Annotated in this window: 9 protein-coding genes; 5 read left to right on the top strand and 4 right to left on the bottom strand. The window is 64.7% G+C overall.

The genetic code is table 11. From position 1 onward, the window contains the following. Positions 1-170: 170 nt before the first annotated feature. The 5 genes from MTX23_RS02965 to MTX23_RS02945 all read left to right on the top strand — a co-directional run bounded on the left by MTX23_RS02965 (position 171) and on the right by MTX23_RS02945 (position 5,767). The gene (locus MTX23_RS02965; RefSeq protein WP_280975154.1) at positions 171-1,769 is read left to right on the top strand and encodes an ABC transporter substrate-binding protein; all 1,599 of its coding nucleotides are present in this window, start codon (positions 171-173) and stop codon (positions 1,767-1,769) included. 145 nt (positions 1,770-1,914) lie between these two features. After that, a complete protein-coding gene (locus MTX23_RS02960) occupies positions 1,915-2,862 on the top strand; it encodes an ABC transporter permease (protein WP_280975153.1) in 948 nt (315 codons plus the stop codon). 3 nt (positions 2,863-2,865) lie between these two features. Then, positions 2,866-3,759 carry an ABC transporter permease gene (locus MTX23_RS02955; protein WP_280975152.1) on the top strand — a complete coding sequence of 298 codons (894 nt, stop codon included), beginning with the start codon at positions 2,866-2,868 and terminating at the stop codon, positions 3,757-3,759. An 11-nt stretch (positions 3,760-3,770) separates the two neighbouring features. Beyond that, positions 3,771-4,772 carry an ABC transporter ATP-binding protein gene (locus MTX23_RS02950; protein ID WP_280975151.1) on the top strand — a complete coding sequence of 334 codons (1,002 nt, stop codon included), beginning with the start codon at positions 3,771-3,773 and terminating at the stop codon, positions 4,770-4,772. Continuing rightward, positions 4,769-5,767, top strand: a complete 999-nt coding sequence (locus tag MTX23_RS02945) for a dipeptide ABC transporter ATP-binding protein (RefSeq protein ID WP_280975150.1) — start codon at positions 4,769-4,771, stop codon at positions 5,765-5,767. The genes MTX23_RS02950 and MTX23_RS02945 overlap by 4 nt, the downstream gene beginning before the upstream one ends. A gap of 122 nt (positions 5,768-5,889) precedes the next feature. On the opposite strand, the gene MTX23_RS02940 is transcribed toward MTX23_RS02945, so the two are convergent. The 4 genes from MTX23_RS02940 to MTX23_RS02925 all read right to left on the bottom strand — a co-directional run bounded on the left by MTX23_RS02940 (position 5,890) and on the right by MTX23_RS02925 (position 12,147). After that, on the bottom strand, positions 5,890-7,878 hold the full coding sequence (locus MTX23_RS02940; RefSeq protein ID WP_280975149.1) for an acetyl-CoA carboxylase biotin carboxylase subunit: 1,989 nt from the start codon (positions 7,876-7,878) through the stop codon (positions 5,890-5,892). Continuing rightward, positions 7,875-9,491, bottom strand: coding sequence for an acyl-CoA carboxylase subunit beta (locus tag MTX23_RS02935; protein WP_280975148.1), 1,617 nt, complete (start codon positions 9,489-9,491; stop codon positions 7,875-7,877). Before MTX23_RS02935 ends, MTX23_RS02940 begins: the two co-directional genes overlap by 4 nt. Further along, positions 9,491-11,089, bottom strand: coding sequence for an AMP-binding protein (locus MTX23_RS02930; protein WP_280975147.1), 1,599 nt, complete (start codon positions 11,087-11,089; stop codon positions 9,491-9,493). Before MTX23_RS02930 ends, MTX23_RS02935 begins: the two co-directional genes overlap by 1 nt. Before the next feature lie 191 nt (positions 11,090-11,280). After that, the gene (locus MTX23_RS02925; RefSeq protein WP_280975146.1) at positions 11,281-12,147 is read right to left on the bottom strand and encodes a 3-keto-5-aminohexanoate cleavage protein; all 867 of its coding nucleotides are present in this window, start codon (positions 12,145-12,147) and stop codon (positions 11,281-11,283) included. Between the last annotated feature and the right edge of the window lie 79 nt (positions 12,148-12,226).

Raw genomic sequence — 12,226 nt, 5'->3', positions numbered from 1 at the left:
GCTGCAAACGCGGTGCGTCGGCACCAACAATCCCGGCCCATGGAAATTTTAATGTCAGGGCGTCATCCGAATTGCCAATCCCCGCACGATCCTCGCCGGTTGCCCGACAGCCTCACCATGGTATCGTCAATGCCAATCGGCCATTGAGACCGAAATTTGTGGAGGGGACCATGCGGAGCGTGCAAGCGCTGGCCGTCGCGGTGTTGTCTGTTCTGGCAATCAGCGACGTTTCATTCGCGGCCGGCGAGCCGAAATCAGGCGGCATTCTCAGGATTTATCATCGCGACAGCCCCGGCAGCGCCTCGATCCACGAAGGCGCGACCTACTCGATCAACGTGCCGTTCATGCCGATCTTCAACAATCTCGTCATCTTCGATCAGCACATCGCGCAGAACAGCGTCGCCACCATCCGGCCCGAACTCGCGGAGAGCTGGGCCTGGAGCGCCGACAACAAGACGCTGACCTTCAAGCTGCGCAAGGATGTGAAGTGGCACGACGGCAAGCCGTTCACCTCGGCCGACGTCAAATGCACCTTCGACATGCTGATGGGCAAGTCGCCGCAGAAGTTCCGGCAGAACCCGCGCAAGACCTGGTACCAGCAGGTCAACGACGTCACCACCAACGGCGACTATGAGGCCTCGTTCAACCTGAAGCGGCCGCAGCCGGCGCTGTTGTCGCTGCTCGCCTCCGGCTACACGCCGATCTATCCCTGCCACGTCTCGCCGGCGGAGATGCGGACCAAGCCAATCGGCACCGGGCCCTTCAAGTTCGTCGAGTTCAAGGCCAACGAGTCGATCAAACTCGTCAAGAACCCGGATTACTTCAAGAAGGGCCTGCCCTATCTCGACGGCATCGAGTTCACCATCATTCCGAACCGCTCGACCGCGATTCTCGGCTTCGTCTCCGGCAGGTTCGACATGACCTTTCCGACCGAAGTGTCGATCCCGCTGCTGAAGGACGTCAAGTCGCAGGATCCCAAAGCGGTGTGTGTCGTGGAACCGAACAACGTCTCCACCAACATCATCGTCAACTCGAGCGCGCCGCCGTTCGACAATATCGACATCCGCCGCGCCCTGGCGCTCGCGCTCGACCGCAAGGCCTTCATCCAGATCATGTTCGAGGGGCAGGGCGACATCGGCGGCACCATGGAGCCGGCCCCGGCAGGGCTGTGGGCGATGCCGAAGGACATGCTGGAGTCGATTCCCGGCTACGGCCCCGACGTCGAGAAGAACCGCGAGGAAGCGCGCAAGCTGATGCAGAAGGCGGGCTATGGCCCCGACAAGCACCTGCAGATCAAGGTATCGACGCGCAACATCGCGGTCTATCGCGATCCCGCCATCATCCTGATCGACCAGCTCAAGAGCATCTATATCGACGCCGAACTCGACGTCGTCGACACCGCGCAGTGGTTCCCGAAGGTCGCGCGCAAGGATTACTCGCTCGGGCTCAATCTGACCGGCAATGCCGTCGACGACCCCGATCAATCCTTCTACGAGAACTATGCCTGCGGCTCGGAGCGGAACTACACCAACTACTGCAACAAGGACATCGAGAAGCTGTTCGACCAGCAGTCGGCCGAGACCGATATCAACAAGCGCAAGAAACTGGTCTGGGAGATCGACAAGAAGCTGCAGGAGGACGTCGCGCGTCCGATCATCTTCCACGCGCGGACCGGCACCTGCTGGCAGCCTTACGTGAAGAATATCACGATCATGTCCAACAGCTCCTATAACGGCTATCGTTACGAAGACGTCTGGCTGGACAAGTGAGCGAAGGCACAGATGAGATGAGAATTGGTCGGCCTGGCGTGCGACACGTTGCACCTCTCCCAATGGGAGAGGTCGAGACCTCGCCCGTATCAATTCAAGCAAACATCATCCTGTAACGTGTCGGCGACGAAAGGAGAGAGCCAGGGTGTTTGCCTATGTCATCCGACGCCTGTTCCTCATGCTCGTGACCCTGTTCGGGATCTCGGTCATCATCTTCGTGCTGCTGCGGGTGGTGCCCGGTAACATCGTCGACATCCTGTTCGACGCCGCGGGCTTCGTCGATCCGGCCGACAAGGCCAGTATCGAGCGGGAGCTCGGCCTGAGCCAGCCGATCGTGATCCAGTATCTGCACTGGATCGGCGGCTTGCTGCACGGCGACCTCGGTTATTCCTATGTCTCGGAAAAGCCCGCGCTGGAAGAGATCCTGCCGCGGATCCCGATCACGGCGCGGCTTGCCGGGTTGGCGCTGTTGTTCTCGGCGGCGATCGGCATCCCGCTCGGCGTCATCAGCGCCGTGCACCAGGGCTCGCGGCTCGACTATGTGCTGCGCGTCGTCAGCCTGAGCGGCCTGTCGCTGCCGGCGTTCTGGCTCGGCCTGCTGATCCTGATGGCCTCTGTCTCGATGTTCGGCACCATGCCGATCTTCAATCCGAATCCGAAGACCTGGCTCGAGGCGTTCACCATCTATGCCGTGCCGGCGATGGCGGTCGGCTTCCGCAGCGCAGCGCTGACCATGCGCATCACGCGATCCTCGATGCTGGAGATCCTGCGCCAGGATTACATCCGCACCGCGCGCGCCAAGGGCGCCTCGGAAGCTTCCGTCAACTACCACCACGCACTGAAGAACGCGGTGCTGCCGGTCATCACCGTGATCGGCATCGAGGCCGCGTTCCTGATCGGCGGCCTGATCGTCACCGAGACCGTATTCAACATCCCCGGCATCGCCCGCTTCCTGGTCGAGGCGCTGCGCTGGCGCGACTATCCGATCGTGCAGAACCTCGTGATGTTCATCGCCGTCGTGGTGGTGGTGGTGAATTTCATCGTCGACATGCTCTATGCCGCGATCGACCCGCGCATCCGGTTCGGAGATTAACCCGTGGCGACAATCAACTTCGAAGCCGAACTGCGACGCGCCGGGGCCAACGCCACCGGCGGCTGGCGCCGGCTCGCCTTCCTCGCCCAGCGCTACATGCTCGGCACGATCGGTCTCGCCATCATGCTGATGTTCGTGTGGATGGCGCTCTTCGCCGACGTGATCTCCCGCTACGACCCGCTCAGCGTCGATTCCGCGCACCGTCTCGCCGCGCCCTCCGCGCTGCACTGGTTCGGCACCGACTCCTTCGGCCGCGACGTCTGGAGCCGGATCATCCACGGTGCGCGGATCTCGCTTGCGGTCGGCATCGGCTCCACGGCGCTGGGCGCGTCGCTCGGCGTGATGGTTGGCCTTGCCTCCGGCTATCTCTCCGGCTGGGTCGATCTTGTGTTCCAGCGCGTCACCGACATCCTGCAATCGCTGCCGCTCCTGGTGCTCGCGCTTGTCATGACCGCGGCGCTGGGCCCGTCGCTGCCGAACGTGATCCTGGCGATCGCGATCCCGCTGATTCCTACCGTCGCCCGCGTGATCCGCGCCAACACGCTGGCGCTGCGCGAGCAGCCCTTCGTCGAAGCCGCCAAGTCGATCGGCATGAGCGAGATGCGGATCGCGCTGCGCCACGTGCTGCCGAACACCATCGCCCCGCTGATCGTGCTCGCCACCGCCCAGCTCGGCTCAACCATTCTCACCGAGGCGTCGCTGTCATTCCTAGGGCTCGGCATTCCCGAGCCCTATCCATCCTGGGGCCGCATGCTGTCGGAATCCGCCGCCGAATATGTCCGCACCGCGCCATGGCTTGTGATCTTCCCCGGCATTGCGATCAGCCTCGCGGTGTTCGGCACCAATTTGTTCGGCGATGCACTGCGCGACATCCTCGATCCGAGGCAGCGCGGCTGATGAGCGAGCTAATGGCGACAGAGACGGTTCTCGACGTAAAGAACCTGCAGACGGTGTTCTTCACCAACTCCGGGCTGTTCCGCGCGGTCGACGACGTCTCGTTCTCGGTCCGCCGCGGCGAGACCTTGGCGATCGTCGGCGAGTCCGGCTGCGGCAAGAGCGTCAGCGCGCTGTCGATCATGCGCCTGGTGCCCGACCCGCCCGGCCGCATCATCGGCGGCTCGGTGACGCTGGAAGGCACCGACCTCTTGACCCTCGACGAGGCCGCGATGCGCGACGTCAGGGGCAATCGGATCTCCATGATCTTCCAGGAGCCGATGACCTCGCTCAATCCGGTGATGCGGATCGGCGACCAGATCATCGAGGCCGTGCGCCTGCACCAGAAGGTCAGCAGCAAGGACGCCTGGAAGCAGGCGGTCGACATGCTGCGGCTGGTACGCATCCCCGAGCCCGAGCGCCGCGCGCAGGAATATCCGCACCAGCTCTCCGGCGGCATGCGCCAGCGCGCGATGATCGCGATGGCGCTCGCCTGCCGGCCGGCGCTGCTGATCGCGGACGAGCCGACCACCGCGCTCGACGTCACCATCCAGGCGCAGATCCTCGCCCTGATCGTCGACTTGCAGAAGCGGCTCGGCACCGGCTTGATCCTGATCACCCATGATCTCGGCGTCGTTGCGCAGACCGCGCAGCGCGTGATCGTGATGTATGCCGGCAAGAAGGTCGAAGAAGCGACCGTCGAGGCGCTGTTCGAGACTCCGCTGCATCCCTATACGCGCGGACTGATGGCCTCGATCCCCGCGGTGCCCTCGTCCGACGCCAAGGCCGAGGCGCGGCTGGTCGAAATCCCCGGCATGGTCCCGTCGCTGACCAAGCTGCCGCCCGGGTGCGCCTTCGCGCCGCGCTGCAAGCTCGCGGTCGACCGTTGCCGCCAGGCCTATCCGCCGCTCGAGGAGGTCCGACCCAATCACTGGGCGGCGTGCTGGCGCGCCGGCGAGATGGCGGAGGCGTCATGACCGAGCAGCGTCCGCTCCTGGAAGTCACCGACCTCATCAAGCACTACGCGGTGCGCGGCGGCGTCTTGCGCCGGCAGGTCGGCACCGTGCATGCGGTCGACGGCGTCAGCTTCTCGCTTGGCGCGGGTGAGACGCTCGGCCTGGTCGGCGAATCCGGCTGCGGCAAGTCGACCGTGGCGCGCACGGTGCTGCGGCTGGTCGAGCCGACCAGCGGCGCGATCAAGCTCGATGGCGAGGACATCGCGCCGCTCAGCAAGACGGCGCTGCGGCCCTATCGCCGCTCGATGCAGATCGTGTTCCAGGATCCGTTTGCTTCCCTCAACCCGCGCATGACGGCGGGCGACATCGTCGGCGAGCCCTTGACCGTGCACGGCCTCGCGACAGGAAAGAAAAAGCAGGACCGCGTCGCGGAATTGTTCCAGCAGGTGGGCCTCAGGCCCGACCAGATGAAGAACTTTCCGCATCAGTTCTCCGGTGGCCAGCGCCAGCGCATCTGCATCGCGCGGGCGCTCTCGCTCGGTCCGCGCCTGATCGTCTGCGACGAGCCGGTCTCGGCGCTCGACGTCTCGATCCAGGCGCAGGTGATCAATCTGTTGATCGACCTGCAGCGCAAGCAGAACTTCTCCTATCTGTTCATCGCGCACGACCTCGCGGTCGTCGCCCATATCAGCCATCGCGTCGCGGTGATGTATCTCGGCCGCATCGTCGAGATTGCCGATAAGCATGAGCTGTTCGCCAATCCGCGCCATCCCTACACCCAGGCGCTGCTCGCCTCGGTGCCGATCGCCGATCCCAAGGCCAAGCGGCTGGCGCCCATGATCGAAGGCGACGTGCCGAGCCCGATCAATCCGCCCTCGGGCTGCGCCTTCCACACCCGCTGCCGCTTCGCCATCGACCGCTGCAAGACGGAGCGTCCGGCCTTGAAGGAGGCCGGCACCGGCCACCAGGTGGCGTGCTGGCTGAATGACGGGACGGGACGTAAAGATAGTCAGTGACCGTCATTGCGAGCGAAGCGAAGCAATCCATCGTGCGGCATATGCGGAGCCTTGGATTGCTTCGTCGCTTCAGCGCAAAATTGCTTTGCAATTTTGTCGCGAGCTCCTCGCAATGACGCTATTTAGGCCGCTTGCTTGTCCGCCTCTATCTCCACCACAATCTTCCCCGTCGTCACCTGCTCGCCCTCGGCGACATCGATCGACGACACCGTGCCCGCAACACTAGCGGTGTGCACATGCTCCATCTTCATCGCCTCCAGCGTCATCACGGGCTGGCCGGCCGCGACTATGTCGCCGGCCTTCACCAGCACCGAAACGACACGGCCGTTCATGGCGGCGCGGACCTTGCCGTCGCCGCCAGTGGCCACCGCACTCTCCGGCGGCGCCAGCGTGAGATCACGGACCAACAACGTGACGCCGCGATGCAGGACACAGAGCCGATCGCCATCGCGCAGGAACCTTGCCGATTCCATCAACCCGTTACGGCGATACCGGATGCTGTTCGGCCCGAGCTCGTCGATCTCGAGACCGAAGCGGTCGCCATTGCGGACCGCGACATAGCTGCCGTCGCGCTCGCGCGTGATCTCGACCTCCTGCACCCCATGGCCAAGGTCGATCCGCAAGCCGAGCGGGAATGTCGCAGCGAGCGACCGGCCGCGCTGCCAGGGCGGCGCGTGAGGGTTGGTGACGTAGAGCAGCAGCGCCGCGAGCGCGACGTCGCTGGCCCGGTCGGTCCGCAGCGCCAGCAACACATCGCGGTTCTGAGCGATGAAGGCCGTGGTCGCCTCGCCCCTGGCAAAGACCGGATGACGCAGGCAATCGATCAGGAAGCCCTGGTTGGTGGTGACGCCGAAAGCCGCGACCTGCTCCAGTGCACAGATCAACTTGCCCCGCGCCTCGTCACGGGTCGCGCCGTGGCTGATGACCTTCGCGATCATCGAATCGTAGAATGGCGGGATCTCGGCGCCCGACTGCAATGCGTGCTCGACGCGAACATCGTCCGGCATCCGCCACAAAGCCATCGTGCCGGATTGCGGCATGAAATCGTGCCCGACATCCTCCGAGCAGAGCCGCACCTCGATGGCGTGGCCGGCGAAGGCGATGTCCTCCTGCGCCAAGCCGAGCGGCTCACCACGCGCGATGCGAAGCTGCAGCTCGACCAGATCAAGCCCGGTGATCGCCTCGGTGACGGGATGCTCGACCTGCAGCCGCGTGTTCATCTCCATGAAATAGAAATTGCCGTCGCGGTCGAGCAGGAACTCCAGCGTGCCCGCGCCTTCATAGCCGATCGCCTTCACCGCCTGCACGGCGACCGCGCCCATCCGCGCGCGCCGCTCCGGCGTCACCGCCGGCGACGGCGCCTCCTCGATCAGCTTCTGGTGCCGCCGCTGCACCGAGCAATCGCGCTCACCGAGATGGATCGCGTTGCCATAGCGGTCACCGAACACCTGGATCTCGATGTGGCGCGGATCGACGATCGCACGCTCCAGGATCACCGTCGGATCGCCGAACGCGCCCTGCGCCTCCGAGCGCGCGCTGCGCAGCGCATCCGGAAACGAAGCAGCATCCGCCACCAGCCGCATGCCGCGCCCGCCGCCGCCGGCGACCGCCTTGATCATGACAGGGAAGCCGATCGCCTTGGCTTCCGCCAGCATGACGCCGTCGCTCTGGTCGGCACCCTGATAGCCCGGCACGCAGGGCACGCCGGCCTCTCGCATAATCGCCTTGGCGCCGGCCTTGTTGCCCATCGCGCGGATCGCGTCCGGCGACGGGCCGATGAAGACGAGCCCGGCGTCACGGCAGGCCTGCGCGAAATCCTCATTCTCGGCGAGAAAGCCGTAACCTGGATGCACGGCACTGGCCCCGCTCGCCTTCGCGGCGGCGATGATCGCATCGATCTTCAGATATGACTGCGTCGGCAGCGCCTCGCCGATCCGCACCGCCTGGTCGGCTTCGCGCACATGCAGGGCATCGCGATCGGCATCGGAATAGACCGCGACCACGCCGTAGCCGAGCCGTCGCGCGGTGCGCATGATGCGCAGCGCGATCTCGCCACGATTGGCGATCAGAATCTTGAAGAACGGCGTCCGCTTCACTGCTGCACCGCTCATGGCCGCGCCACCGAGAACTGCATGCGCTGCGGGTTGCGCGCCTCCGCCTCGCGACAGATCGCCAGCACCTCCGCGAGGACGCTGCGGGTGTCGCGAGGATCGATCACACCATCGTCGAGCACGCGCGCGCTGGTCGAGAATACATCCATCTGGCTATCGAACACACCCGTGATCTGCGCCTTCATCGCGTCAAGCTTCTCCTTCTCGATCGGCTTGCCGCGCCGCGCGGCGGCGGCCTCGGTGACGATCGCCATGGTCTCGGCGGCCTGCTCGCCGCCCATCACGGCGGTCTTGGCGTTGGGCCAGGAGAAGCAGAAGCGCGGGTGGAAGCCGCGGCCGCACATGCCGTAATTGCCGGCGCCGAAGGAAGCGCCGCAATAGAGCGTGATCTGCGGCACCGTCGCCGACGTCACCGCCTGGATCATCTTCGAGCCGTGCTTGATCATGCCGGCCTCTTCATAGGCTTTGCCCACCATGTAGCCGGTCGTGTTGTTCATATAGAGGATCGGCGTGCGCGACTGGCAACAGGCCTGGATGAAATGCGTCGCCTTGTTGGCGCCGGGCACGTCGAGCGGACCGTTGTTGGTGATGATGCCGATGGCGTGGCCCTCGATACGGGCATGACCGCAAACCGTCGCCGGGCCGTAATTCGCGCCGAATTCGGTGAAGTCGGAATCGTCGATGAAACGTGCGATCGCCTGGCGCATGTCGACGGGACGCTTGTGGTCCATCGGCATGATGCCGAGCAGCTCCTCCGCGTCATAGCGCGGCGGCTTGAACGCGGCCGGCGCGGAATGCGGACGGTCCCATGGCAGCTTGCCCATGATGTCGCGCGCGATACGAAGCGCATCGCGATCGTCTTCGGCAAGATAGTCGCCGAGGCCCGAGATCGAGGTGTGCATCTCGGCGCCGCCGAGTTCCTCCTCGGTTGCGATCTCACCGGTGGCGGCCTTGAGCAAAGGCGGCCCGGCGAGGAAGGCGCGGGTGCGCCCGCGCACCATCACGATGTAGTCGGAGAGGCCGGTCTGGTAGGCGCCGCCGGCCGTCGAGGAGCCGTGGGTGACGGTGACGACGGGAAGCCCCGCCGCCGACAGCCGCGCCAGATTGCGGAAGATATTGCCGCCGCGGACAAAGTCCTCGACGCGGTAACGTAGCAGATTGGCGCCGGCGCTCTCGACGAGCTGCACATAGGGCAGCTTGTTCTCCAGTGCGAGTTCCTGCACCCGCAGCGTCTTGTCGAGGCCGTAAGGCTGCAGCGCGCCGGCATCGATGCCGGCATCATTGGCGCTGACCATGCAGCGGATGCCGGAGACAAAGCCGATGCCGGCGATCAGGCCGCCGCCGGGCACGCTCTTGTCGGCATCGGGCACATCGAACATGTAGCCGGCGAGCGTCGACAATTCGAGGAACGGCGAGCCAGGATCGAGCACCAGCGCGACGCGCTCGCGCGGCAGTAGCTGCCCGCGACTGTGGAAGCGGTCCTTTGCCGCCGCCGAAGCGGCACGGGTGCGCTCCTCCAGCGCACGCATCCGCGCGATCAACGCAAGCATGCCGTCGCGGTTGGTCTGGAAGGCCGCGCCGCCGGTTGCGATGGTGTTCTCGATGGTAGCCACTAGGCGCGCTCCGAAAAATACTCGCTGTACTTCTGCCGCAGTTCGACCTTGCGCAGCTTGCCGGTCGCGGTCATCGGCATCTCCTCGAGGATACGCACCAACTTCGGCACCTGGAAGCCGCCGAGATGCTTTCGACAATGCGCCTCGATCCCGGCTTCGTCGGCCACCGCGCCCGGCTTCAGCTTGACGAAGGCCGAAACCGCCTCGCCCCATTGCGGATGCGGCAGCCCGACGACGGCGGCGTTCTGCACGGCGGGATGGGCCAGCAGCGTCTCCTCGATCTTGACCGAGGCGACGTTTTCGCCGCCCGACTTGATCATGTCCTTCTTGCGGTCAAGGAACAGCACCTCACCATTCTGGTCGATCAAGGCGAGATCGCCGGTATGATGCCAGCCGAACTTGCGTGCCTCCTCGGTCGCCTTCGGGTCCTTGTAGTAGCCCATCATCACGTTGGGTCCCCGGTGCACCAGCTCGCCGAGCTCGCCACGCGGCAACAGGTTGCCATTGTCGTCCATGATCGCGGTCTCGTTGACGATCAGCGACTCGCCCCAGTAATTGCCGAAACGGTTGAGCTGCACGTCCGGCCGTGACATTGTGGTGGCCGGATACATTTCGGTCTGACCGCTCGACAGCACGAAGTTCGGGCAGAGATCGGCGATGGCGCGTTCGAGCAGCGGCTTGCCCATCGGCGCCATGGTATAGATGCAGCAGCGTAGGCCCGAAAGATCATAATCGCGCCGGCGCGGATGGTCGAGGATCGCCTGATACATCAGCGACAGCCCGACGAACACGGTGAGCTTGTCGCGCACGATCGCCTCCATGCAGGCGACGGGGTCGAAGCCGCGCATCAGCGCCATGCAGCCGCCGACCGAAAGATAGCTGAGCAGCAGCACATGGCCGGCGCAATGGAACAACGGGAATTGCCCGGTAATCCCGTCGTCGCGGGAGAGCTGCATCTCGATGCAGTTGCTCATCACGGCCATGACAACGGCGAGATGACAATGCATCGCGCCCTTCGGCCGCGAGGTCGTGCCCGAGGTGTAGATGATCATCGCGAGATCGCGGTCGTTGATCTCGATCTCCGGTTCGATGTCGGACTGGCCCTGCAGCAGACCATTGAATTCTTGCAGACCGGTCTTTGCGACGTTGCCGGTCAGGTCGATCGCGATCATCTCCATGCCGCGTGCCTCCAGCGCAGCGCGCCGGTCGGCCTGGGCGTGGAGATTGTCATCGATGATGGCAAAGCGCACCTCGGCATGGCCGAGGATGTAGTCCATGTCCGTCGGACCGAGCATGGTGTTGATCGGCACCCAGACCAGGCCGGCGCGATGGATGCCGAACAGCGCTTTGACGAACTCGACCGAGTTGTTGCAGATGGTCGAGATCTTCTCGCCCGGCTTCAGCCCGCGTTGCACGAGGTAGTTGGCGAAGCGGTTGGCATCGCGCTCCAACTCCGTGAAGGTGACGCGGCGATCGCCGTCGGTCAGCGCAATGCGATCGGGAAACCGCCTCGCGGCGCGTTTCAGGAGGTCACCGATCGCGACCCGTCCGATGCGGCCCGGCCCGGCGACGCCGCCGGTTGCAGTTAGGTCCTGCATGTGGCTTTTCCTCCGGTTCATCGGCATCGGCGGTGAGCTACCTCTCCCCTTGTAGGAGAGGGTTGGGGTGAGGGGACTCTATCCATGGAGACGGACCCCTCACCCGGCATGCTTCGTATACCGACCTCTCCCACAAGGGGAGAGGTTGATCGAGTTCGCGGTACTTTCGGGCCCACTTGCGATGCGCCGAGCTAGTGCCTGACCCCGAAAATCTGCCGCGCTTCAGCCGGGCTCGCAATCTGGCGTCCCGCGCGCTTCGCACAGGCCGCGAGCGCCTCGACGAGTTGTCCGTTCGACGTCACCTTGGTGCCGTCGCCGAGATAGAACGTGTCCTCCAGCCCGCTGCGCAGATGGCCGCCGAGATCGGCGGCGCGCTGATGCAGCGGCCAGATCTCGGCGCGGCCGATCGCGGTGACCTGCCAATGCGCTTCCGGCGCCTTCAGCTTGAGCAGGATCGGCAGCAGCTCGGGATCGGCCGGCATGCCCGAGGCGACACCCATCACGAAGTTATACTCGAGCGGTCCGGAATACATGCCGGTCTGCCGGTACATGCCGACGCAGCGCACGATGCCGACATCGAAGCACTCGAACTCGGGAATCGTGCCGACCTCGTTCATCACGTCGAGATAATCCTGCACCTTCTCGACCGCGTTGTCGAACATCATCGGCGGCCAGGCCCAGGTGTTGTCGGCCTTCACCTTCAGATAGTTCAGCGAGCCGGCGTTGCAGGCCGCGATCTCGGGCCGGGTCTCGCGCACGCAGTTGAGCGCGCCTTGATAGTTGGGACCCGAGGTGCCGGTGGTGTGATTGATAATCACGCCGGGGCAGGCCTCGCGAATCGCCTGCTGGATCTCCTTGCTGACATCAACCTCCCACGACGGCAGGTGGCCCTTGTTCGGCTCCTGCTGGCGCAGATGGATGTGCATGATGCTGGCGCCGGCGTTGAACGCGGCCTTGGCCTCGCGCGCCATCTCTTCCGGCGTCACCGGAACGTTGTGCTGCTTGGGATCGGTAAGCACGCCGTTCAGCGCGCAGGTGATGACTGCCTTGTCGTTCATGATGTCGCTTGCCCAGGTTGCAGCGCACGCGCTGCTGATTTTCCCATGATGAGAAATTTGGCTTGGCGCCATCTTGCGT

The sequence above is a fragment of the Bradyrhizobium sp. ISRA436 genome, from assembly GCF_029910015.1.
Taxonomy (GTDB): domain Bacteria; phylum Pseudomonadota; class Alphaproteobacteria; order Rhizobiales; family Xanthobacteraceae; genus Bradyrhizobium.
The sequence above is the reverse complement of the archived record's forward strand: the minus strand, read 5'-3'. Positions and strand labels throughout refer to the sequence as shown.

Excerpts from the sequence above, each read along its gene's own strand:
- MTX23_RS02940 (WP_280975149.1), bottom strand. The coding sequence starts at position 7,878 with ATGAGCGGTGCAGCAGTGAAGCGGACGCCGTTCTTCAAGATTCTGATC.
- MTX23_RS02945 (WP_280975150.1), top strand. The coding sequence starts at position 4,769 with ATGACCGAGCAGCGTCCGCTCCTGGAAGTCACCGACCTCATCAAGCAC.
- MTX23_RS02925 (WP_280975146.1), bottom strand. The coding sequence starts at position 12,147 with ATGAACGACAAGGCAGTCATCACCTGCGCGCTGAACGGCGTGCTTACC.
- MTX23_RS02950 (WP_280975151.1), top strand. The coding sequence starts at position 3,771 with ATGGCGACAGAGACGGTTCTCGACGTAAAGAACCTGCAGACGGTGTTC.
- MTX23_RS02965 (WP_280975154.1), top strand. The coding sequence starts at position 171 with ATGCGGAGCGTGCAAGCGCTGGCCGTCGCGGTGTTGTCTGTTCTGGCA.
- MTX23_RS02930 (WP_280975147.1), bottom strand. The coding sequence starts at position 11,089 with ATGCAGGACCTAACTGCAACCGGCGGCGTCGCCGGGCCGGGCCGCATC.